Annotated in this window: 24 protein-coding genes; 9 read left to right on the forward strand and 15 right to left on the reverse strand. The window is 74.5% G+C overall.

Features of this window, described 5'->3' with window-relative positions:
• The first annotated feature begins 199 nt into the window (after positions 1–199).
• Genes HOP40_RS31415 through HOP40_RS31425 form a run of 3 tightly spaced genes read left to right on the forward strand, consistent with a single transcriptional unit; the run spans position 200 to position 1,976 of the window.
• The gene (locus HOP40_RS31415) at positions 200–1,147 is read left to right on the forward strand and encodes an LLM class flavin-dependent oxidoreductase (protein ID WP_172166206.1); all 948 of its coding nucleotides are present in this window, start codon (positions 200–202) and stop codon (positions 1,145–1,147) included.
• Positions 1,147–1,530 (forward strand): winged helix-turn-helix transcriptional regulator, encoded by a 384-nt coding sequence (locus HOP40_RS31420; protein WP_172166209.1) that lies wholly within the window; start codon positions 1,147–1,149, stop codon positions 1,528–1,530. Before HOP40_RS31415 ends, HOP40_RS31420 begins: the two co-directional genes overlap by 1 nt.
• A gap of 29 nt (positions 1,531–1,559) precedes the next feature.
• On the forward strand, positions 1,560–1,976 hold the full coding sequence (locus HOP40_RS31425; RefSeq protein WP_172166212.1) for a hypothetical protein: 417 nt from the start codon (positions 1,560–1,562) through the stop codon (positions 1,974–1,976).
• A gap of 14 nt (positions 1,977–1,990) precedes the next feature.
• On the opposite strand, the gene HOP40_RS31430 is transcribed toward HOP40_RS31425, so the two are convergent.
• Positions 1,991–2,281, reverse strand: a complete 291-nt coding sequence (locus HOP40_RS31430) for a DUF1540 domain-containing protein (RefSeq protein WP_172166214.1) — start codon at positions 2,279–2,281, stop codon at positions 1,991–1,993.
• A gap of 160 nt (positions 2,282–2,441) precedes the next feature.
• On the opposite strand from HOP40_RS31430, the gene HOP40_RS36910 reads away from it, so the two are divergent.
• A complete protein-coding gene (locus HOP40_RS36910; RefSeq protein ID WP_420821832.1) occupies positions 2,442–2,609 on the forward strand; it encodes a putative leader peptide in 168 nt (55 codons plus the stop codon).
• Positions 2,610–2,701: 92 nt separating this feature from the next.
• Positions 2,702–3,190 carry an OsmC family protein gene (locus HOP40_RS31435; protein WP_172166217.1) on the forward strand — a complete coding sequence of 163 codons (489 nt, stop codon included), beginning with the start codon at positions 2,702–2,704 and terminating at the stop codon, positions 3,188–3,190.
• 83 nt (positions 3,191–3,273) lie between these two features.
• Here HOP40_RS31435 and HOP40_RS31440 read toward each other — a convergent pair whose 3' ends face one another.
• Together HOP40_RS31440 and HOP40_RS31445 are read right to left on the reverse strand one after the other, a co-directional pair.
• A complete protein-coding gene (locus HOP40_RS31440; RefSeq protein ID WP_172166220.1) occupies positions 3,274–4,113 on the reverse strand; it encodes an enoyl-CoA hydratase/isomerase family protein in 840 nt (279 codons plus the stop codon).
• Entirely contained in the window at positions 4,110–4,487 is a 378-nt protein-coding gene (locus HOP40_RS31445; protein WP_172166223.1) for an MmcQ/YjbR family DNA-binding protein, read from the reverse strand. Before HOP40_RS31445 ends, HOP40_RS31440 begins: the two co-directional genes overlap by 4 nt.
• A 71-nt stretch (positions 4,488–4,558) precedes the next feature.
• Here HOP40_RS31445 and HOP40_RS31450 point away from each other — a divergent pair, with 71 nt between their 5' ends.
• Positions 4,559–5,191: a ribonuclease H family protein gene (locus tag HOP40_RS31450; protein ID WP_172169567.1), complete on the forward strand. Its 633-nt coding sequence runs from the start codon at positions 4,559–4,561 to the stop codon at positions 5,189–5,191.
• 9 nt (positions 5,192–5,200) lie between these two features.
• On the opposite strand, the gene HOP40_RS31455 is transcribed toward HOP40_RS31450, so the two are convergent.
• From HOP40_RS31455 to HOP40_RS31480, 6 genes are all read right to left on the reverse strand, one after another.
• On the reverse strand, positions 5,201–6,244 hold the full coding sequence (locus HOP40_RS31455) for a uroporphyrinogen decarboxylase family protein (RefSeq protein WP_205346985.1): 1,044 nt from the start codon (positions 6,242–6,244) through the stop codon (positions 5,201–5,203).
• A 17-nt stretch (positions 6,245–6,261) separates the two neighbouring features.
• Positions 6,262–7,218 carry a quinone oxidoreductase family protein gene (locus HOP40_RS31460; protein ID WP_172166226.1) on the reverse strand — a complete coding sequence of 319 codons (957 nt, stop codon included), beginning with the start codon at positions 7,216–7,218 and terminating at the stop codon, positions 6,262–6,264.
• Positions 7,218–8,183 (reverse strand): dioxygenase family protein, encoded by a 966-nt coding sequence (locus HOP40_RS31465; RefSeq protein WP_172166229.1) that lies wholly within the window; start codon positions 8,181–8,183, stop codon positions 7,218–7,220. Before HOP40_RS31465 ends, HOP40_RS31460 begins: the two co-directional genes overlap by 1 nt.
• Before the next feature lies 1 nt (position 8,184).
• Positions 8,185–8,979, reverse strand: coding sequence for a citryl-CoA lyase (locus HOP40_RS31470; protein WP_172166232.1), 795 nt, complete (start codon positions 8,977–8,979; stop codon positions 8,185–8,187).
• On the reverse strand, positions 8,972–10,117 hold the full coding sequence (locus tag HOP40_RS31475) for a CaiB/BaiF CoA transferase family protein (protein WP_172166235.1): 1,146 nt from the start codon (positions 10,115–10,117) through the stop codon (positions 8,972–8,974). Before HOP40_RS31475 ends, HOP40_RS31470 begins: the two co-directional genes overlap by 8 nt.
• Positions 10,118–10,218: 101 nt before the next feature.
• Positions 10,219–11,019 (reverse strand): IclR family transcriptional regulator domain-containing protein, encoded by an 801-nt coding sequence (locus tag HOP40_RS31480; RefSeq protein ID WP_172166238.1) that lies wholly within the window; start codon positions 11,017–11,019, stop codon positions 10,219–10,221.
• 132 nt (positions 11,020–11,151) lie between these two features.
• Here HOP40_RS31480 and HOP40_RS31485 point away from each other — a divergent pair, with 132 nt between their 5' ends.
• Complete coding sequence (locus tag HOP40_RS31485) at positions 11,152–12,588, forward strand: amidohydrolase family protein (RefSeq protein ID WP_172166255.1); 1,437 nt, start codon at positions 11,152–11,154, stop codon at positions 12,586–12,588.
• Here the strand turns inward: HOP40_RS31485 and HOP40_RS31490 are convergent.
• Positions 12,585–13,265, reverse strand: coding sequence for a TetR/AcrR family transcriptional regulator (locus tag HOP40_RS31490; protein WP_172166258.1), 681 nt, complete (start codon positions 13,263–13,265; stop codon positions 12,585–12,587). The genes HOP40_RS31485 and HOP40_RS31490 overlap by 4 nt on opposite strands.
• Before the next feature lie 76 nt (positions 13,266–13,341).
• On the opposite strand from HOP40_RS31490, the gene HOP40_RS31495 reads away from it, so the two are divergent.
• Entirely contained in the window at positions 13,342–14,280 is a 939-nt protein-coding gene (locus HOP40_RS31495; RefSeq protein ID WP_172166261.1) for an NAD(P)H-binding protein, read from the forward strand.
• Here HOP40_RS31495 and HOP40_RS31500 read toward each other — a convergent pair whose 3' ends face one another.
• The gene (locus HOP40_RS31500; protein ID WP_172166264.1) at positions 14,281–14,556 is read right to left on the reverse strand and encodes a GlsB/YeaQ/YmgE family stress response membrane protein; all 276 of its coding nucleotides are present in this window, start codon (positions 14,554–14,556) and stop codon (positions 14,281–14,283) included.
• A 534-nt stretch (positions 14,557–15,090) separates the two neighbouring features.
• On the opposite strand from HOP40_RS31500, the gene HOP40_RS31505 reads away from it, so the two are divergent.
• The gene (locus tag HOP40_RS31505; protein WP_172166266.1) at positions 15,091–16,605 is read left to right on the forward strand and encodes an HNH endonuclease signature motif containing protein; all 1,515 of its coding nucleotides are present in this window, start codon (positions 15,091–15,093) and stop codon (positions 16,603–16,605) included.
• A 221-nt stretch (positions 16,606–16,826) separates the two neighbouring features.
• Here the strand turns inward: HOP40_RS31505 and HOP40_RS31510 are convergent, their stop codons facing one another.
• The 4 genes from HOP40_RS31510 to HOP40_RS31525 are packed head-to-tail and all read right to left on the reverse strand — an operon-like array spanning position 16,827 to position 20,267.
• A complete protein-coding gene (locus HOP40_RS31510) occupies positions 16,827–17,807 on the reverse strand; it encodes a 5-oxoprolinase subunit C family protein (protein ID WP_172166268.1) in 981 nt (326 codons plus the stop codon).
• Entirely contained in the window at positions 17,804–18,694 is an 891-nt protein-coding gene (locus tag HOP40_RS31515) for a 5-oxoprolinase subunit B family protein (RefSeq protein WP_172166270.1), read from the reverse strand. Before HOP40_RS31515 ends, HOP40_RS31510 begins: the two co-directional genes overlap by 4 nt.
• Positions 18,691–20,025, reverse strand: coding sequence for an acetyl-CoA carboxylase biotin carboxylase subunit (locus HOP40_RS31520; protein ID WP_172166272.1), 1,335 nt, complete (start codon positions 20,023–20,025; stop codon positions 18,691–18,693). The genes HOP40_RS31515 and HOP40_RS31520 overlap by 4 nt, the downstream gene beginning before the upstream one ends.
• A complete protein-coding gene (locus tag HOP40_RS31525; RefSeq protein WP_172166274.1) occupies positions 20,022–20,267 on the reverse strand; it encodes an acetyl-CoA carboxylase in 246 nt (81 codons plus the stop codon). The genes HOP40_RS31520 and HOP40_RS31525 overlap by 4 nt, the downstream gene beginning before the upstream one ends.
• Between the last annotated feature and the right edge of the window lies 1 nt (position 20,268).

Raw genomic sequence — 20,268 nt, forward strand, 5'->3', positions numbered from 1 at the left:
TGGCGCGGAACACTAACAGCGCGAGTAGCTTGTTACAACTGACTCCGCCAGACAGGTGTGAAAGCTTTTGACCAGTAGAGGTTCGTGTTACAACTCACCGACGCCTGCGTCGCCCCTGACGCACTCCCCCACTCCGAGGAGACCTGCAATGCGGCTCGGAACCTCGCTCCGTTTCGTCTATCCGTCCGGTCCCCACTCGATGCGCGCCTACCACGACCACGTCGTGGTGCGGGGCGAGTTCAGCGACATCCCGCTCGGCACGCAGGACGTCCGGCAGCAGGCCGCGAACCTGCTCGAGCTGGCCGGGACCGCATCGGAGGCCGGCTTCGACTTCCTGCTCGTCGGCGACAGCCACACCTCGTCGTTCTCCAACGCCTTCGCGCCCACGCCCACGCTGGCGCGGATGCTCGCGGTCACCGGGGACATGCCCGTCGGCCTGCTCTACCTGGCCCCGTTCCACCACCCCGTCATCGCGGCGGAGCAGGTCGGCACCCTCGCGGCGTTCGCGCCGGAGCCGCTCACGCTCGTCCTGGGCAACGGCGACGTGTCGGCGCACTTCGAGGCGTTCGGCATCACGCGGGCGAGCCGCGCCCGCCGCACCGAGGAGCAGATCCAGCTCATCCGACGGCTGCTCGCGGGCGAGTCGGTGACGCACTCCAGCCCGTACGTGACGCTGAACAACGCCTCGATCAACCCGGTCCCGCGGGTGCCGACGCCGATCTGGATCGCCGCGCAGAAGGGCGCCGCGATCGAGCGCGCCGGACGCCTGGGCGACGGGTGGGAGACCGCACCCGGGACGTCACCGGAGCTGCTGGTCGAGCAGCTCGGGGTGTACCGCCGGGCCTGCGCGGAGTCCGGCCGCACGCCGAACGCGATCCTGCGGCGCGACATCTTCGTGGCCGCGACGGACGAGGAGGCGTGGGCCGCCGTCGGCCCGGTGCTCGCCGCCGGCTACCGCGGCTTCGGCCAGGAGCGGGAGAGCTCGCTGGTGGGCAGCGCCGAGACGGTGGTCGACCGGCTGCGCTGGTACCACGGGCTGGGGTTCGACTTCGTGCTCGTCCGGCACATCGTCGGCGACCACGGCCTGATCCTGGACTCGATGCGGCGCATCGGCGACGACGTCTTGCCGAAGATCCGGGACCTCTGATGGGTCGTCCGGACGGGGTGGCGCACGACGGCTGCCCCATCGCCCGGACGTCGGCGCTGCTGCGCGACTCGTGGACGGTGCTCGTCGTGCGCGACCTCGGCGACGGCCTGCACCGCTTCGACGACCTCGTCGCGCACCTCGGGATCTCGCGCACCGTGCTGGCCGGGCGCCTGGCCGAGCTGGTCGCGGTCGGGGCGGTGGAGCGCGTCGACTACCGCGAGCCCGGGTCCCGGCGGCGCCAGGAGTACCACCTGACGGCCGCGGGCGAGGAGCTCGGCCCGGTGCTGGCCGCGATGGGGACGTGGGGCAGGCGGCACCTGCCGCGGGCCCTCCCGCGCACCGGCCGCGCGAGACGTCTTCCGTCCGCGCCCCGCACTGGTTAGCCTGTCCTCAGTCGGAGGAGGAGGGGCTCGTGTCGCTGCGACTGCCCGTGGGCGAGGTGACCGTGCTGCTGGGCCCGAGCGTGGCGCGCCGCCGGATGATGAACCGGCTCGACGACGCCACCGGCCGCTGCGCCGACGGGCACGACGCCGGGGTGCACCGCCTCGGCGCCCGGCCGGTCGACCCGCTGGCCGTCCGGCTCGCGGCGCTCGACGCGGTCGAGCCCGGGCGGGTGGCGATCCTGCTGGTCGACCGCTTCACCGACGGTCTCGCCGCCGCGGAGCGCCGGGCCGTGCTGGCCCGGCTGCCCGCCGTGGCGGCGTCGGGGGTGGCCGTCCTCGTCGACGACGCCGACCCGGTGGCCGGGATGGCCGTGGCCGACGGCGCGCTGCGCGTCGACCGGACCGGCGACGTGCAGGTCGAGCAGCTGGCCTACCTGGCCTCGTAGGGCCGTCGCTCCGCTCAGCGGGGCTCGTAGGTGAGGCAGTCGGCGTTGTCGGCGCCGGCGCCCACGCTCACCGACGCGGCGGTGCACTCGAGCTTCTCGTTGTAGCGGCACTCCGAGCGGTGGCAGGCACCGACGAGGCCGTTGTCGGCGCTGCCGCCGCGGAACGAGATCTCGACGAAGGTGCCGCAGTGGGCATGGTCGCCGCCGATGGTGATGGCGCCCGCGTGGCAGCTGCTGCTCTCGTTGTAGGAGCAGGAGGTCACGGAGCAGTCCTGCACCTGGGGCATGTTCTGGGTCGAGGTCATGGGAGAAGGATGCGGAACCGGACAGGGGCCCGCCACCGAAGTCAGCCTGACCTCACCGATGATCAGTCCGGCCTGAGTTGCCGGAGCGACCAGCGGCGACGTGTTCCCAAACACCGGGATCCCATGGCCCACATCACACGGCAGTAGGCCCGTACGGGTGATGCGCGTCGGACCCGGACGCGCTCGTTCCTGCACTGTGGGACCGCCGGCGCCCCGTGTTGACACCCCGGTCGCGGTGATCGACGGTGGTCCCGTGCCCAGGACCCCCGTGCTGACGCGTCGTCGTCACGTGGACCTGCTGCGGGTCACCTCCAGCGCCTGTCGCTGAGCCCGCCGCCGCACCTCCCCCCGTCCGGTCCCGCCCGCGCACCCGTGCGCCGCGGCGGTGCCGCGCGGTCCCGTACCGACAGAAGGATCATCATGGCTGTGCGCCCCAAGGAGACCGTCGTCCCGTTCGCCGTCCACGGCGAGGGCACCGGCGTCCTCCAGACCCTCACCGCGGCCGGCGACGCCGGTCACGTGTTCCGCGCCGACGCCTACCCCGCGTTCGGCGGCGAGGACTCCGCCCCCAGCCCCCTGTTCTACGCGCTCGGCGCGCTGACCTCGTGCAACCAGGTCACGGCGAGCCTCGTCGCGAAGGACCTCGGGATCACCCTCGGCGCCTGGACCTTCGACGTCCGGGGCGACCTCGACACCGCCGTGCTCGTCGGCGGCGCCGACGGGAACGCCAACTTCGACCGCGTCGAGGTGCGGGCGAGCGTGGAGACCGACGCCGACGAGGAGCAGTTCGCGACGCTGGTCTCCGAGACCGCGCGCCGCTGCCCGGTCACCCAGCTGTTCCAGCGCAGCGGCCTGGAGTTCGCCAACGACTGGACGCGGGCCCCGCTGCCCGCGACCGTCGGAGCCTGACGACGCCGCGCCGGCCAGCACCGGCCCGCACGACGACGACGGCCCGGTCCCCGCGAGGGGGCCGGGCCGTCGGCGCGTCCGGATCAGCGGCCCCGGTACTGCGCCTTGCCCGGCCCCTCGCTGAGGAACGACGCGACCGCGCCACGCAGGTCGTCGGTGTCGAACAGCACCCCCGAGACGGCGGGCACGGCGGCGTCGGCGGCCCGGACGCCCTCGCGCACGGCCGTGGTGACCAGGCTCTTCGTCGCCGCGTGGGCCAGCGTCGGCCCGGCGGCGAGGCGCCGGGCGAACTCGCGCGCGGCGTCGGCGAAGCCCTCGTCGGGCAGCACCCGGTTGACCACGCCCCACTGCGCCAGCTCCGCAGCCGGGAAGCGCCCGCCGGTGTAGATCAGCTCCTTCGCCCGCGCCGGGCCCGCCCGCTCGGCCAGGCGCTGGGGCCCGCCCATCGACGGCGTCAGCCCGACGACGATCTCCACCAGCCCGAAGCTGGCCCTCTCGGCCGCCAGCAGCAGATCGCAGGCGAGCGCCAGCTCGAACGCGGCGGTGAGGGTGAGGCCGTGCGCGGCGAACACGGTGGGCACCGGCAGGTCCTCGAGCCCCTGCGCGACCGGCAGCAGCCGCTCCCACAGCTCGGCCCCGCGGGCGGCCGGCTCGGGGCCGTCGGCGATGCCGGCGAACAGCGTGACGTCGACGCCGCCGGACACGACCTTGCCCCGCGCCTCCACGAGCACGGCCCGCGCGCGGTCCTCGCGCGCCGGGTCGCAGAGCGCGGTGAGCTCGCCGACGACCTGCTCCCACGCGGCGAACACCGCCTCGTCGAACAGGTTCAGCGGGGGCGCGTCGAGGACGACGACCGCGAGGTCGCCGTCGCGCTCGATCCGGACGGGGGACGTCGGGTCCGAGGAGGGGGTCGGTGCGGTCATGGCCCCATCCTGGCACCGGGGGGTGGGGGGCACCGCTGCTCGACGCGCATCCGCCAGGCGTCGGTGACGAGCTCGGCGAGGCGGTCGACGGTGACGCGCGGGAGGCGCACCATCACCAGCGGCAGGCCGTCGTAGCCGGGCACGGTGAAGAAGAGGTCGGGCTCGCCGAGCACCAGGGCCTGCTTCTCGGCCTCGTCGCCGACGTAGAGCACCGCGATGTCGGTGCGCAGGACGCGGCGGCGGCCGGGCTCCCGCTCGGGGTAGGACCACACGAACCCGCGGCCCCCGACCCGGAAGTCGAAGCCGTCGGACTCGTTCTCCACGGCCCCGTCGAGGCCGAGCGCCAGCCGGCGGACGTCGTCGGCGTCAGCCATCGCGGTCCCGCACGGACGGCAGCCTAGGGCGCGGCACCGACAGGGGCGAGCACTACGGTTGTCGCGTGCCGATGACCGCCAAGTACGCCACCACCTGCGGCGTCTGCGCCTCCGCCATCTCGCCCGGCGAGGAGATCGCCCGCTCCGGGAACGGGTGGGCGCACACGGCGTGCGCCGCGGCGCCCGGCGCCGCCCCCGCCGCGGCCCCGAAGAAGTCGCCTGCCCGCAAGGCCGCCGCCAAGCCCGCCCGCCCCGACATGCCCGCCCCCGACGGCGCCCTGGAGGTCTGGACCGACGGCGCCTGCTCGGGCAACCCCGGCCCCGGCGGCTGGGCCTGGGCCACGCGCGACGGGCGTCAGGACAGCGGGGGCGAGTCGCCGACCACCAACCAGCGCATGGAGATCCGGGCCGCGCTGGAGGCCGTGCGGGCGCTCGACGGGCCGCTCGTCGTCGTCAGCGACTCCACCTACGTCGTGAACTGCTTCCGCGACCGCTGGTGGAAGGGCTGGATCGACCGCGGCTGGGTCACCAGCGCGAAGAAGCCGGTGGTCAGCCGCGACCTGTGGGAGCCGCTGATCACGCTGGTCACCGAGCGCGGCGACGTCTCGTTCCGCTGGGTCAAGGGCCACTCCGGCGACGAGATGAACGACCTCGTCGACACCCTCGCCGTCGCGCAGTCGCAGGTGGCGGCGGGACGGGCCTGAGCGGGCCGGTCAGGCCAGCTCCGCCCGCAGCAGCGCCGCCGCGCCGGCCATCGTCCGCATCTTGCCCTCGGCGCTCTCGCGCGGCAGGTACTTCATGCCGCAGTCGGTGCTGACGACGAGGTTCTCCGGAGCGGTGTGGGCGAACGCGCGACGCACGCGGCCGGCCACGACCTCGGGCGTCTCGACGACCGGGTCGGACAGGTCGACGACCCCGAGCAGCACCGTCTTGCCCGAGAGGTCCGCGAGCACGCCGAGGTCGAGCCCGGACTGCGCGGTCTCGATCGACACCTGGTCGACGGGGCACCCGGCCAGCTCGGGCAGGAACGAGTAACCCTCGGGCCGCTCGTGGATGATCGCGGCGTAGCCGAAGCAGATGTGCACCGCGGTCGTGCCGGTGACGCCCTCGAGCGCGGCGTTGAGCGCGGCGAGGCCGTAGGCGCGGGCGGCGTCCGGGCGGGCCTGCATGTACGGCTCGTCGATCTGCACGATGTCGGCGCCGGCGGCGTGCAGGTCGCGGATCTCGGCGTTCACGGCGACCGCGTAGTCCATCGCGGCGGCCTCGGCGTCGGGGTAGTGGTCGTTCTGCGCCTGCTGGCTCATCGTGAACGGCCCGGGCACCGTCATCTTGATCGTGCGCTCGGTGTGGGCGCGCAGGAACCGCACGTCGTCGACCTCGACGGGCCGCGTCCGGCGGATCGGGCCGGTGATGCGCGGGACCGGGTTGGGGTGGCCGCTGCGGTCCAGCGCCGTGCCCGGGTTGTCGACGTCGACGCCCTCGAGCGCGGTCGCGAAGTGGTTGGAGTAGGACTCCCGGCGGATCTCCCCGTCGGTGAGGATGTCGAGCCCGGCCTCCTCCTGCGCGCGGATCGCGAGCAGCGTGGCGTCGTCCTGGGCCTGCGCGAGGTGCTCGGGCGCCGGCCGCCACAGCTCCTTCGCGCGCACCCGCGGCGGGAACCGGCCGGCGAGCTTGGCGCGGTCGATCAGCCAGTCGGGCTGGGCGTAGGACCCCACCAGCGACGTCGGCAGCAGCGGCAGGGACTGGGACGGGGACAACGGGGCCTCCGGGGCGGTCAGGGGACGAGGACGACGCGGCCGCGGGCGGCACCATCGCGCTGGCGGGTCCAGGCGTCGGCGGCGTCGTCGAGCGGGACGGGCTCGTGGCGCACGGTCAGCTGGCCCGCCGCGGCGAAGCGGGCGACGGCCTGCACGGCGTCGCGGCGGCGGGCGGGGTCCAGGGCGTTGTTGGTGTAGCCCAGGACGTCGAGCGAGCGGCTGCGCAGCGTCGCCGAGTCGACCGTGCAGGCCGGGGCGGCCGAGCCGCCGAGGTTCACCAGCCGGCCGCCGGTGCGCAGCGAGGCGAGCGCGGCGGCGGCGGGGGCGCCGGACAGGGGGTCGATGACGAGATCGGAGCCGCCGTCGGTGGCCGCCGCTATCCGTGCCGTCCAGTCGTCCCCGTGGAGCAGGACGGTCGCGTCGGCCCCGTGCCGGCGCGCCCGGTCGAGCGCGAACGCCGACCGCGCGCAGGCGACGACCCGCCCGGCCCCGGCCAGGCGCGCGAGCTGCACGGCCGTCTCACCGACGGCCCCGCCCGCGCCGAGCACGACCACGGTCTCCCCCGGCGCGAGCCGGCCGCGCCAGGTCAGGCACATCCACGCGGCGACGGCGGACAGCCCGAGCGCCCCGGCCAGCACCGGGTCGACGCCCGGCGGCAGCGCGACGACGTCGTCGGCGGTGACGGCGGCCCGCTGGGCCATGCTGCCGTCGCCGGGCGCCATGCCGGCGCTCGTGGCGAACCAGACGGGGGTGCCGGCGTCGAGGTCGCCGAGCGGCGCGGCGAGGGTGCCGACGCCCTGCACGCCCGGGACGTAGGGCGTGGCGGGCGCGCCGAAGTAGGAGGTGCCCGAGGCGCAGAGGAGGTCGAGCGGCGTGATCGGGGCGGCGAGGACGTCGACCAGGGTGCCCGCGGGCTCGGCCCGCTCCCCGACCTCGGGCGGGTGGCCGGCCGTGCGGATCTCCGCGGCCCGCATCAGCCCGCGGCCTGCAGGACGAAGTCGTAGCGCGCCTCGAGCCACGGCACGTCCGAGGTGCCGCCGTCGGGGGTGGGGCCCGGCTCCCGCGGCTCGAACGCGACGACGAGCTCGGGCTTGGTGCCGAACACGACGTCGCTGTCGAGGTACTGCGCGCCCTCCTGGAACAGGTGGGTGATCAGCGGGTGGAACCCGGGGACGTCGAGCAGGACGTGCACGTGCGCGGGGCGGTAGTGGCTGATGTCGGTGCGCGAGACCAGCTCGCCGACCGGGCCGTCCATCGGGATCGAGTAGCCCTTGGGCGCGATGGTGCGCACGCAGTAGGTGCCGTCGGCGCGGGCGGTGTACTTCGCGCGCAACCGGGCCTCCTCGACGGGGAGCTGGGCCTCGTAGGCGCCGTCCTCGTCGGCCTGCCACACGTCGAGCACGGCCCCGCCGACGGGCGTGCCGTCGAGCCCGCGGACGGTGCCCGCCAGGTAGAGCGGCGCGCCGGGCAGGCCCTCGCTCATGTCCTCGCCGAAGCCCAGCTCGGGCGAGCCGTCGATGTGGAAGGGGCCGAGCACGGTGGCCGGCGTGGCCGACGGGTCGAGCTCGTGGTTCATCTGCACGACGAGCATCGACAGGCCGAGCACGTCGGAGGCGAGGATGAACTCCTCGCGCTTCTCGTCGCTGATCTGCCCGGTGGCGGTCAGCCAGCGGATCGCCGCCATCCACTCGGCCTCGGTGAGCCGCACCTCGCGCGCGAACTCGTGCAGGTGGCGGACCAGCGCCGTGAGGACCTCGCCGGTGCGCGGGTCGTGGGCGGTGCCCCAGCGGGCGGTGGCGGCGTCGGTGATGCTGTCGGCGGTGACGGTGTCGGCGGTGACGGTGTCGGCGGTGACGGTGTCGGCGGTGACGGTGTCGGCGGTGACGGTGCCGGCGGTGACGGTGCCGGCGGTGACGGTGCCGGCGGTGACTGGGTCCATCTCAGATCCCCTCGGTCGGGTACGGGTCGGGCTCGACCGACCGGTTGTTCAGGTCCACGGACAGGAAGATGTCGTTGCCGACGGGGTGGCGCAACTCCTCCGCGAGCTGCCCGATCAGCCCTGCGGTGCGGGCGAGCAGCGCGAACCCGCGCAGCAGCTCCAGCGGCAGGCCGAGGTCGGCCAGCGCGGCGCCGCAGACGCCGGCGCCGTTGAGCGGCAGCGTCTTCCCCAGCACCTGCGGGTGGACCCGGCCGATGGCGGCGAACAGCGAGAGGTGCGGGCCGTAGAGGCCCTCCTCGGTGGCGACGGCGAACAGCCGCGGGGTGCGCGGGTCGCCGTCCTTGTGCACGTGGTGGCCCAGGCCCGGGACGAACCGCTTCGCCTCCCGCTGCGTCCGCACGACGTCGAGGGCGAGGGCGTCCCAGCCGGCGTCGTCGACGGGGAGCTCGTCGGGGAGGTGCGCGTGCAGGAACCGGCCGCAGTCCTCGGTGACGCCCAGGAACCGCGACCCGCCGCCGAGCAGGCCGGCCGCGAGCGCGCCCTGCACGGAGTCGGGTGCCGACAGGTAGGTGAGGCGGGTGACGATCGCGGTCGGGGTGAAGCCGTGGTCGGCCAGCGCGGCGAGGACGGCCTCGAACACGCGGGTCTCTCCGGTGCTCGGGCGGCGCTGGGTGGCGAGCCAGAACGCGAGCTCGCCGAACCCCACCTTCCCCATCACGTCCTCGGCGAGGTCGTGGCCGAGCAGGGTGATCGCGTCGCGGGAGGAGGCGCCCAGGGCGGTGCGGTACTCAGGCACCGGTCTCCTCCAGCCACGTCCGCAGCTCGTCGCCGTGCTCGTCGAGCTCGGGCGGGGGCAGCCGGTAGGCCGCGGGCGTCGCGGAGAAGCGGATCGGGTGGCGGGTCGTCGGCACCGCGCGGTCGCCCTCCCCCACCTCGACGACCGGGTCGAGCCCGAACCGCTCGGCCATCGCGAAGCCGCCGTCGATGGTGCCGATGGGGCCGCAGGGCACGCCGACCTTCGTCAGCTCCTCGAACCACTCGACGGCGCCGCGGGTGGCGAGCCGCTCGGTGAGGATCGGGCGCAGCTCCTCGCGGTGCGCGGTGCGGTCGGCGTTGCGGGCGAAGCGCGGGTCGTCGGGCACCTCGGGGATGCCGAGCACGTCGCACAGCCGGCGGAACTGGCCGTCGTTGGCGGCGGCGACGATGAGGTCGTCGTCGGCGGTGGGCAGCGGCTCGTAGGGGAAGACGCTGGGGTGGGCGTTGCCCATGCGGGTGGGCACGACGCCGCCCGCGACGTAGGCGGAGCTGTTGTTGACCAGGCCCGTCAGCGCGGAGGACAGCAGGTTGACCTCGACGTGCTGGCCCTCGCCGGTGGCGTCGCGGTGGCGCAGGGCGGCGAGGATGCCGATGACCGCGTGGTTGCCGGCCATCACGTCGAACACGGAGATGCCGGCGCGGTACGGGGGCCCGTCGGCGTCGCCCGTCAGGCTCATCAGCCCGGAGATCGCCTGCACCATGAGGTCGTAGCCGGGGACGTGCGCGCCCGCGCCGGAGCCGAAGCCGCTGATCGAGGCGTAGACGGCGCGGGGGTTGGCGGCGCGGACGGTGTCGTAGTCGAGGCCGAAGCGGGCCAGGCCGCCGGGCTTGAAGTTCTCGACCACCACGTCGGCGCGGCGCACGAGCTCGCGGGCGACGGCGGCGTCCGCCTCGTCGCGCAGGTCGAGCGCGATCGAGCGCTTCCCCCGGTTGACGCCCAGGTAGTAGGTGGACGTCTCACCCCGCACGGGGGGCGTCCAGGTGCGCGTCTCGTCGCCCTGCGGGCTCTCGACCTTGACGACCTCGGCCCCCATGTCGGCCAGCAGCATCGTGGCGTACGGCCCGGCGAGGACGCGGGAGAGGTCGGCGACCAGCACCCCCGACAGCGGTCCCGGCATGCACCCTCCTCGTCCGACTGACGGACACTTGTCCGCTCGTGAGGAGTCTGCGCCGCCGGGCCGTCGCGGTCAAGCCGGGCGGCGCCTCAGGAGACGGCGCCTCAGGAGACGGCGACGTGCGGCACGTCCTGCACGCGCGCGAAGTCGGCGCTGATGTCGCCCGCGGCCTGCAGCAGCAGCGGCAGGTGGTGCTCCAGCAGGCGCTCCACGGTCGTCTCGGCGGCGTGGCAGTTGACGTTGAGGCCGGCGATCACCTTCCCGGAGCCGTCGCGCAGGGGCGCGGCGACCGAGCGGATGCCCAGCGTGAGCTGCTCGTCGGTCAGGGCCCAGCCGCGGGCGCGCACCTCGCGCAGCGCGGCGTCGCGCTCGATGCGGTCGGGGCACCAGCGCGCGACGAGGCCGGAGCGCGTCGGCTGCGCGAGCACCGCCTCCAGCTCCTCGGGGTCGAGCGCGGCGAGCTGCACCTTGCCCAGCGACGTCGGCAGGGCGGGGAAGCGCGTGCCGATCTGCACCGCGAGCGAGACGATCTTGGGCACGGACACGCGCGCGACGTAGACGATGTCGGACCCGTCGAGCTGCGCGATCGACACGGACTCGTTCGTGCGGGCGCCCAGCTTCTCCATGTGCGGGCGCGCGACGTCCCACAGCCCCTGCGACCGGACGTAGGCGACGCCGAGCTCGAGCACGCGCGGCGTCAGCGAGTAGCCGCGGCCCTCGGCGCGGACGTAGCCGAGCTCCTCGAGCGTCAGCAGGATCCGGCGGGCGGTGGGCCGCGCCAGGCCGGTGGCGCCCGCGACCTCGGCGAGCGTCATCGCCGGGCGCTCGGGCCCGAAGGCCGCGATCACCTCCAGGCCGCGCGCCAGCGCCTCGATGAAGTCGGGACCGGCTCCCTCACGTGGCATCGCTCGATCCCCCTCGCCCTGGCGTCAGCGCAGGGTAGCCGACGGATTGACAGCCGGGCCGACCTGCGTCACAGTCAGCCCGACCGCGAGTGTCCGTCACGCGGACGGGTGTACGCAACGGAGGGTTCACAGATGAGCGAGCGTCCGGTCGTCCTGCGGGGTGGCACGGTCCTGACCGTCGACGCCGGGCGCAGCGTGCTGCCCGACCACGACGTGCTGGTCGTCGACGGCGTGATCGCCGCGGTCGGCCCCGCCCTCGACGTGCCCGACGGCACCGAGGAGATCGACGCGACCGGCGGCGTCGTCATGCCGGGGATGATCGACACCCACCGGCACATGTGGCAGACCGCGATGCGCGGCTACGGCGCCGACTGGACGCTCACCCAGTACTTCGTCTGGTACTACCTGGAGTGGGGCAAGGTCTTCCGCCCCGAGGACGTCCACGCGGGCAACCTGCTCGGCGCCTGGGAGGCGCTCGACGCCGGCGTCACCACCACCGTCGACTGGTCGCACGGGCTGCAGACCGTCGCGCACGCCGACGCCGCCGCCGACGCGCTGGAGTCGGTGCCCGGCCGGTTCGTCCTGGCCTACGGCAACATCCAGGACGCCCCCGCCAACTGGACGGCCGCGCCCGAGTTCCGCGACTTCGTCTCCCGCCGCGTCACCGGCAACGACAGGCTGGGCTTCCAGCTCGCGTTCGACGTCACCGGCGACCCGGCGTTCCCCGAGAAGCCCGCGTTCGAGGTCGCGCGCGAGCTGGGCGTGCCGGTCACGACGCACGCCGGCGTGTGGGGCGCCACCAACGACGACGGCATCAAGCTCATGCACGACCACGGCTTCATGACCCCGGAGACGGTCTACGTCCACGCGGCCACGCTGTCGGCCGACTCCTACCACCGCATCGCGGCCACCGGCGGCTCCGTCTCGGTGTCGACCGAGAGCGAGCAGAGCGCGGGCCAGGGCTACCCGCCCACGTGGGCGCTGCGCTCCCACGGCATCCCGGTGTCGCTGTCGATGGACACCTCGGTGTGGTGGAGCGGCGACCTGTTCTCCGCCATGCGCACCACGCTGGGCGCCGACCGCTCGCGCGAGCACATGGAGGCCCACGCCTCGGGCGACACCGTCACGCACGCCTCGCTGCGCGCCGACCAGGTCGTCGAGTGGGCCACCCGCGGCGGCGCGGCGGCGCTGGGCCGGGAGTCCGAGCTGGGCAGCATCGAGGTCGGCAAGAAGGCCGACGTCGTGCTGCTGCGCAACGACCACTCCCCCGTCTCGTTCCCGCTGCTCAACCCGCACGGGCACGTCGCGTTCCAGGCGCAGCGCGGCGACGTGCACACCGTGCTCGTCGGGGGCCGCGTGGTGAAGCGCGACGGGCGGCTCGTCGACGTCGACCTGGCGGCGGTGCGGCGCACCGTGGACGCGACGGTCGAGCACCTGCGCTCCACCATGGGCGAGGAAGCGTGGCAGCAGGGCATGAACCCCGACGTGCCGGAGACGAAGGTGCTGGACAACCCCTACACCTACACCGACTACCGCAGTGCGGGGACGCACGGCGGGACGGCTTCCTAGGTCTGCCGGTCGAGCCACTCGGCCAGCAGGGCGCGCTCGGCGGCGGTCAGCCCCGGGAGGTCGGGCACGACCGTCCGGAACGCGACGGCGACCGCCGCCGGGCCGTCGTCCCCCCGCGCGTCGGGGGCGTCGGGGGCGTCGGTCAGGACGGCGTCGAGCACGGCGTCGAGGACGGCGTCGGCCAGGCCCTCGTCGCGGTCGTCCGCGGCGAGCAGCGTCAGCACGGCGCCGGTGCCCGCGGCGTGGATCATCGCGACGGCACGGCGCTCGCCCACGCGGAGCCGGCCCGCGGCCGCGACGCGGCGCACCCGCGCCCGCAGCACCTCCAGCCCCGCCGCGGCGGCCGGTGAGCGCGCGCCCCGGCCGGGGTCGGCGAGCAGGCGGAAGACCGCGGGGTGGGCCAGGCCGAACCCGATGTGGGTGCGCCAGGCCGCGCGGAGGGCGTCGACGGGGTCGTCGTCGTCCTCCGCCCGCTTCCCGGCGACGTAGGTGGCGAGCACGTGCTCGGCGACCGCGTCGAGCAGCCCGTCCTTGTCGCCGAAGAGCCGGTAGAGCGTGGGCGCCTGGACGCCGGCGGCGTGCGCGACGCCGCGGGTCGTGACCGCGGCCGCGCCCTGCTCGTGCAGCAACCGGGCCGCGACCTCCACGAGCGCCGTCCGCCGACCGGTGTCGTCCACGGCGCCACCCTACCGTTATCGGTGATACGTTCAAAGCCGTTCCACTGATAACAGCCGCTCGTCCTCGGGAGTCCTCATGATCGTCGTCACCGGTGCCACCGGCGCGCTCGGCTCGCAGATCGTCGCCCACCTGCTCGACCGCGTGCCGGCGGAGCGGGTCGGCGTCAGCGTGCGCGACCCCGCCCGGGCCGCCGACCTCGCCGCCCGCGGCGTGCGCGTCCGCCGCGGCGACTTCACCGACCCCGCCTCCCTCGCCGACGCCTTCGCCGGCGCCGAGCAGGTCCTCGTCGTGTCGGCGAACGCCACCGGCGGGGAGGCCGTCGCGCAGCACAGGGCGGCGATCGACGCGGCGCGCGCGGCGGGCGCCGCCCGGATCCTCTACACGAGCCACCAGGGCGCGAGCGCCGGCTCGCCGTTCGCGCCGATGCCCGACCACGCGGCCACCGAGGGCCACCTGGCGGCGTCGGGCGTGCCGTTCACGGCGCTGCGCAACGGGTTCTACGCGAGCACGGTGCCGCTGCTGCTGGGCGGCGCGCTGACGACCGGCGAGCTGGTGGCGCCCGCCGACGGGCCGGTGTCGTGGACCGGGCACGCCGACCTCGCCGCGGCGGCGGCGGTGGTGCTGGCCGGCGGTGCTGCGCTGGATGGCACTGCGCTGGACGGCACTGCGCTGGACGGCACTGGGCTCGACGGCACTGGGCTCGACGGCGTCACCCCGCCCCTGACCGCGCCCGACGCGCTCGACCTCGCCGACGTCGCGCGCCTGCTCGGCGAGCTCACAGGGCGCGAGGTGCGGCGGGTCGTCGTGGACGACGACGAGTGGGCGGCCGGACTGGTCGCCCGCGGCGTGCCGGCGGACCGGGCGGAGATGCTCCTCGGGATGTTCCGCGCGTCCCGCCAGGGCGGCTTCGCCGCCACCGGCCCCGCACTGGCCGACCTGCTCGGGCGCCCGGTCACCCCGCTCCGCGCGCTGCTGGCGGAGGTGGTCGCACCGGGCGCCCGGGTCGCGCCGTGACTAGAGGCGGTTCCGCTTGCGGCCGGTGACGCGGTTGTAGACCACCAGGACGATCACGGCGCCGATGATCGAGCCGATCCAGCCGGCGGGCTGGAAGCCGCGGAACCCGCCCGTCAGCAGGCCGAAGATCAGGCCGCCGAGGATCGAGCCGACCACGCCGACCGCGATGGTGCGGGCGATGCCGATGTGGTCCTTGCCTGGCACGATGGCGCGCGCGATGAAGCCGGCGATGAGGCCGAAGACGACCCAGCCGATGATGGTCCCGATGACGCCCATGTGCTCCGCACTCCCCCGTGGTGACCGCGGCACGTGATCACGTGCCTGTCTCCGTTGTACCGCGGGGCGGGGGCGGGTGCGAGGACCCGGACGTGCGACGACCCCGGGTCACAGGGTGACCCGGGGTCGTGGCGGGTGGCGCGTCCGCTCCCCAGCGACGCGCGAAGTGAGTTGCCGTGGAGTGATTCGCACGACGTGTCGGATGCGTTACACGTGGCAGTCGGATGGACTGTTCGGATCAACGATCGAGCCTCTGCGGGCTCGGTTGGCGCGACAGCATCCGGAGCGCGATGCCGGAGCGGGGTGGCGGACACGAGGGGCCGGGCCGTGCCCGCGAGTGTGCCGCTCAGGACGGCGCGGGGCGCTCGCAGTCGACGCCAGGTCCACGTCACGACACACCCGCTACCCCACCTCGCCGGCTCGAGGCGACGCCACACGTAGTCCACTGCGCCGGCCATAGGCCGTCGTTCACAGCAGCACACGATGTCCCTTACGCGCTTGACCAGCGACGATGCTGCGATTATCGTCGAACACATGTTCGACACTGCGGCGCTGGAGGAGACCGACGAGGTCTCCCGGATGCTCGCGGACGCCCCCGACTGGCCCCCGCTCGACGAGGTGTTCGACGCCCTCGTCGCCGCCGGACGCCCCGCACCGTCGGGGTGGCTCGCGCTCGAACTCGACCTGGCGTCCGCCGATCCGGGCGAGCTCGACGACGCGGAGCTCGTCGACGCCGTGGCCGACCTCGACCGCATCGCCTCCTGGGCCGCCGCCCGCCAGTCCCGGCTGCTCGCCGAGTTCGCCCGCCGCCGCCCGGCCGATCCGCGGGACGTCGCCGCGCAGGGGCCCGGGGCGGTCAGCCGGTGGGCGCCGGACGAGATCGCCCTGGCGCTGTCGGTCTCCCGGCTCGCGGCGGGCCAGCGGCTGGCCCAGGCCCGCCGGCTCACGGAGGCGCTGCCCGCCACGCTCGACGCCCACGAGGCCGGGCGGATCGACGCGACCAAGGTCCGCGCGATCTGCGACGCCACCCAGCACCTCCCCGACGACCGGGCCGCCCGCGTGCAGGACCGGGTGCTGCCCGCCGCCGAGCGGCAGAGCCGCGCCCAGCTGGTGGCCGCCCTGCGCCGCGCCGTGATCGCGGTCGACCCCGACGGCGCGAACGACCGGCACGCGAAGGCCCGCCTCGACCGGCGCGTGGTCGTCGGCGCGGAGACCGAGGGCATGGCCTCGTTGTGGGCCCTGCTGGCCGCGCCCGACGCGCTCGCGGCTCACCAGTGGCTCACCCGCCTGGCCCGCGGTCTCGGTTCCGAGGATCCGCGTGGCATAGACGCCAGGCGTGCCGACCTCCTCGTCGACCTGCTCACCGGCCGGGTCACGAGCCGCGCCGCCGCCACCGACGCCGACGCAACCACCGACGCCGACACCGGCAGCGCCGCTGCTGCGCCTCTGCGGCCGGTCGACCCGGGCAAGCCGCTGGTGCAGGTCGTGGTGCCGCACTCGACCCTGGTCGGCGCCGACGAACAGCCGTGCGACCTGGTCGGCTACGGCCCGATCCCGTCCGACCTGGCCCGGCAGATCGCCGCCGACGCGGTGTGGAAGCGCCTGGTCACCGATCCGCTGTCCGGGGCGCTGCTCGACCACGGCCGCACCACCTACCGCCCACCGGCCGCACTCACCGACTTCGTGCGGGCCCGCGACGTGCACTGCCGGTCGCCGTTGTGCCGGCGCCGCGCGCTCGACTCCGAGCTCGACCACACCGTCCCGTTCCCACTCGGCCCGACCGCCGCGCACAACCTCACCGACGGCTGCCCGCTGCACCACCGCGAGAAGCACTCGCCGGGCTGGAGCGTGGTCCAGCAGCCCGACGGCCGACTCACCTGGACCACCCCGACGGGCCACCGCTACACCAGCGACCCCTTCGACTACCGCCCCGAGCCCGACCTCCCACCCCGCCCGCCACGACAGGCCAGACCGGCGCCGGTCCCCCGCCGACAAGTCGATCTCGACTGGACCTCGCGCGGCGACCCGCACGACCCCCCACCCTTCTGACCGGGGATGCGCGGCACTGCGTGCGCTCCTGCTCAGTTGCGCCGGTGACCAGGCAACGGACGGGAGCGCGGCCTGAGCCCCAGCCGGGGATGACGTCGGTTACAGCGCAACCGCGAGCGTCCGCCCGACGCATCCCCGGAACCAGGAAAGCCACGTTCCTGCCCCGAGAGGGCCTGAACGTGGCCTTCCTGAACCCAGGAGCGGCGGGCGCGAAGGAACAGCTACCCGCCCAACGCCTCCCTCAGCCGCTCGTCCCGACCCCGCCGCTCCGCCCGCAGGGCCAGCGCACCGTCCAGGTCGACCTCGACGAAGCGGGTGCGGGTGCCGGGGGCGGACTGGGCGACCAGGTCGAGGTCGCCCGACAGCACCGTCGCCACCATCATGTAGCCCCCGCCCGACACCGCGTCGCGGTGCAGCACGATCGGCTCGACGCTGCCCGGCACCTGGATCGAGCCGATCGGGTACGGGGCGTCGACGATGTTCGAGGGGTCCTGGCCGGCCCCGAACGGCGGCTCGCGGTCGACGGTCTCCAGCTCGGCGCCGGAGTAGCGGAAGCCGATGCGGTCGGCGACCGGCGTGAGCTTCCACGTGGTGTCGAGGAACGTGGCCCGGCCGTCGGCGGACAGGCGGTGGTCGTAGAGGCCCATCATCACCCGCACCTCGACGTCCTTGCTCCACGTCGGACGCAAGTCCTCGGGCACCGAACGGCCGGCGGACGCGGAGCCCGAGCCGGACCCCGAACCGACCGGCAGCACGTCCCCCGCCGCCAGCGGCCGTCCGGAGAACCCGCCGAGCGCGCCGAGCCCGTAGGTCGAGCGGCTGCCCAGCACCACCGGCACGTCGACGCCGCCCGACACCGCGACGTAGGCCCGCGCGCCACCGGCGAGGTAGCCGAACGAGAGGACGTCACCGGCGTCGACGGCGAAGGACTCCCACTGCGGGCGCTCCTCCCCGTTGACCTTCGGCGCCATGACCGCCCCGGTGACCGCCACGACGGCCGCCTCGGAGAACACCAGCTCCGGCCCCATGTAGACGACCTCGAGCACCGCGTCGCCCGCGTCGTTGCCGACGAGCAGGTTGGCCGCGCGCAGCGAGTACTGGTCGAGCGCCCCCGACGGCGGGATGCCGAGGTCGTAGTAGCCGGTGCGGCCGGCGTCCTGCACCGTGGTCGAGAGTCCGGGCTTGCGCACCTCGATGCTCATCGCAGGGCCTCCAGCAGCGTCGCGTTGTAGCCGTCGGGGTCGTCGAGGAACGGGGCCAGCGCGAAGTCCACCGGGGCCTGCTTGATCCGGAACTCCTTCGCCTCCACCGAGGCGAGCAGGCTGTCGTACTCGTCGCGGTCGACGGGGCGGAACTTCACGATGTCGCCGGGACGGAAGAACACCATGAAGTCGGTGAAGTCGGGCATCGACTGCGTCGGGTCGTAGATCGGGGCCGGCGTGATCCCGAACATCTGGTACCCGCCGGCGCCGCGCACGGAGTAGATGCAGGAGAAGCAGCCGCCGTAGCCGACCGTCTGCTTCGGGGTGTCGGTGCGCGGGCGCAGGTACTTCGGTACGACGATCTGCCGGTCCCGGGGCACCATCTGGTACTTGAACGGCAGGCCGGCGACGAACCCGACCATCGAGGTGAACCACGGCGAGCCGGAGTGCGCGGCGATGAACTCGTCCTCGTCGGCGTACCCGTTGATCCGCGCGGCGTAGGCGATGTCGGTGGCGTCGGGGTCCTGGTGGCGGTCGCGGAAGCGCATCAGCGTCTCGGTGGTCCACGGATCGCGGTAGAGCACCGGGATCTCCAGGACGCGCGTGGGCAGCGCGACGTCCGACGCGTCACCCACCTGCTGCTCGAGGTCCTTGAGCTGCTTCATCAGCGTGTGCGGGTTGAGCACGTCCGGGTCGTAGCGCACCTGGTAGGACGCGTTGGCCGGGCAGATGTCGACCAGCCCGTCGGGCCGCTGCTCGCGCAGCGCGCCCGTGATCGCCATCGCCCGGAAGTTGGCCTGCAGGCTCATCTCCTCGGCGAGCTCGACGAAGATGAACTCGTCGCCGCCCCAGCTGTAGCGGGCCCCGGTCTCGGTCGTCGCCGTCATAACCACTCCTCCAGCGTCCCGGTGTGGAACTCCCCCGCGGCGAACCACGGCTCGTCCAGCAGTGCGCGGTGCATCGACGTCGTCGTCGTCACGCCCTCGACCTCCAGCTCGGCCAGCGCGCGGCGCGAGCGGCGGATCGCCTCCTCGCGGTCGGCGCCCCACACGACCACCTTCGCGAGCAGCGAGTCGTAGTACGGCGACACGGCGGAGTCGGACTCCAGCCAGGTGTCGCTGCGCACCCACGGCCCGGCCGGCAGGTGCACCCGCCCGACCTTGCCGGGCTGGGGCAGGAAACCCTTGTCCGGGTCCTCCGCGCAGATCCGGAACTCCAGGGCGTGCCCGCGCACCACGATGTCGTCCTGGGCCAGGCGCAGCGGCTCGCCCGCGGCGATCCGCAGCTGCTCGGCCACCAGGTCGACGCCCGTGACGAGCTCGGTCGTCGGGTGCTCGACCTGGATGCGGGTGTTCATCTCGATGAAGAAGTACTCGCCGCTCTCGTCGTCGACGAGGAACTCGACGGTGCCGGCACTGCGGTAGCCGCACTCGGTGGCCAGCCGCACCGCGGACTCCGTCATCGCCGCCCGCACCTCGGAGCCGATGCCGGGGGCGGTGGCCTCCTCGACGACCTTCTGCCGCCGCCGCTGCAGCGAGCACTCGCGCTCGTACAGGTGCACCGCCGACCCGCCGTCGCCCAGCACCTGCACCTCGACGTGCCGGGCCCGGCGGACGAACCGCTCCAGGTACATGCGGCCGTCGCCGAAGGCGGTGGCCGCCTCGCGCGACGCCTGCGGGAAGCCCTTGCGCAGCGCCGCCTCGTCGTCGACGACCCGGATGCCGCGCCCGCCGCCGCCCGCCGCGGCCTTGAGCATCACCGGGTAACCGACCTCGGAGGCCGCGCGCACGGCCTCCTCCACGTCCTCGACGCCGCCGGGCGTGCCGGGCACCGTCGGCACGCCGGCGGCCCGCGCCACCTCGCGCGCGGCCACCTTGTCGCCCATCCGCTCGATCGTCGCGGCGTCGGGCCCGACGAACGTCAGCCCCGCCTCGGCGACGGCCGCCGCGAACGACGCCCGCTCGGACAGGAACCCGTAGCCGGGGTGCACGGCGTCGGCGCCGGCGTCCTTCGCCGCCGCCACCAGCGCGTCGACGACGAGGTAGCTCTTCGCCGCCGACGACGGGCCGATGTGGACCCGGTGGTCGGCGAGCCGCACGTGCGGCGCCTCGGCGTCGGCGTCGCTGTAGACGGCGACGGACTCGATGCCGAGGTCGCGCGCGGCGCGGACGATCCGGACCGCGATCTCCCCGCGGTTGGCGACGAGCAGCCGCCTCATCCGGCCTCGATCACCGCGACGACCTGACCGGCGTCGACCTCGTCCTCGTTCTCGACCAGGAACTCCACGACGGTGCCCGCCGCGCCGGCCTGCACCTCGTGGAAGGACTTCATGACCTCGACGAGGCAGACCGTGTCCTCCGCGCCGACGGTCTCGCCGGCGTCGGTGAACAGCGGGCTGTCCGGGTCGGGGCGGCGGTAGAACACGCCGGGGATCGGGGACACGACCTCGTGACGGGCCATC

This window comes from Pseudonocardia broussonetiae (assembly GCF_013155125.1).
Lineage (GTDB): Bacteria > Actinomycetota > Actinomycetes > Mycobacteriales > Pseudonocardiaceae > Pseudonocardia > Pseudonocardia broussonetiae.

Coding starts and splice junctions, on each gene's coding strand:
- HOP40_RS31415 (WP_172166206.1), top strand. CDS start 200: ATGCGCGCCTACCACGACCACGTCGTGGTGCGGGGCGAGTTCAGCGAC.
- HOP40_RS31420 (WP_172166209.1), top strand. CDS start 1,147: ATGGGTCGTCCGGACGGGGTGGCGCACGACGGCTGCCCCATCGCCCGG.
- HOP40_RS31430 (WP_172166214.1), bottom strand. CDS start 2,281: ATGACCTCGACCCAGAACATGCCCCAGGTGCAGGACTGCTCCGTGACC.
- HOP40_RS36910 (WP_420821832.1), top strand. CDS start 2,442: ATGCGCGTCGGACCCGGACGCGCTCGTTCCTGCACTGTGGGACCGCCG.
- HOP40_RS31435 (WP_172166217.1), top strand. CDS start 2,702: ATGGCTGTGCGCCCCAAGGAGACCGTCGTCCCGTTCGCCGTCCACGGC.
- HOP40_RS31440 (WP_172166220.1), bottom strand. CDS start 4,113: ATGACCGCACCGACCCCCTCCTCGGACCCGACGTCCCCCGTCCGGATC.
- HOP40_RS31445 (WP_172166223.1), bottom strand. CDS start 4,487: ATGGCTGACGCCGACGACGTCCGCCGGCTGGCGCTCGGCCTCGACGGG.
- HOP40_RS31450 (WP_172169567.1), top strand. CDS start 4,559: ATGACCGCCAAGTACGCCACCACCTGCGGCGTCTGCGCCTCCGCCATC.
- HOP40_RS31460 (WP_172166226.1), bottom strand. CDS start 7,218: ATGCGGGCCGCGGAGATCCGCACGGCCGGCCACCCGCCCGAGGTCGGG.
- HOP40_RS31465 (WP_172166229.1), bottom strand. CDS start 8,183: ATGGACCCAGTCACCGCCGGCACCGTCACCGCCGGCACCGTCACCGCC.
- HOP40_RS31475 (WP_172166235.1), bottom strand. CDS start 10,117: ATGCCGGGACCGCTGTCGGGGGTGCTGGTCGCCGACCTCTCCCGCGTC.
- HOP40_RS31480 (WP_172166238.1), bottom strand. CDS start 11,019: ATGCCACGTGAGGGAGCCGGTCCCGACTTCATCGAGGCGCTGGCGCGC.
- HOP40_RS31485 (WP_172166255.1), top strand. CDS start 11,152: ATGAGCGAGCGTCCGGTCGTCCTGCGGGGTGGCACGGTCCTGACCGTC.
- HOP40_RS31495 (WP_172166261.1), top strand. CDS start 13,342: ATGATCGTCGTCACCGGTGCCACCGGCGCGCTCGGCTCGCAGATCGTC.
- HOP40_RS31500 (WP_172166264.1), bottom strand. CDS start 14,556: ATGGGCGTCATCGGGACCATCATCGGCTGGGTCGTCTTCGGCCTCATC.
- HOP40_RS31505 (WP_172166266.1), top strand. CDS start 15,091: ATGTTCGACACTGCGGCGCTGGAGGAGACCGACGAGGTCTCCCGGATG.
- HOP40_RS31510 (WP_172166268.1), bottom strand. CDS start 17,807: ATGAGCATCGAGGTGCGCAAGCCCGGACTCTCGACCACGGTGCAGGAC.
- HOP40_RS31515 (WP_172166270.1), bottom strand. CDS start 18,694: ATGACGGCGACGACCGAGACCGGGGCCCGCTACAGCTGGGGCGGCGAC.
- HOP40_RS31520 (WP_172166272.1), bottom strand. CDS start 20,025: ATGAGGCGGCTGCTCGTCGCCAACCGCGGGGAGATCGCGGTCCGGATC.
- HOP40_RS31525 (WP_172166274.1), bottom strand. CDS start 20,267: ATGGCCCGTCACGAGGTCGTGTCCCCGATCCCCGGCGTGTTCTACCGC.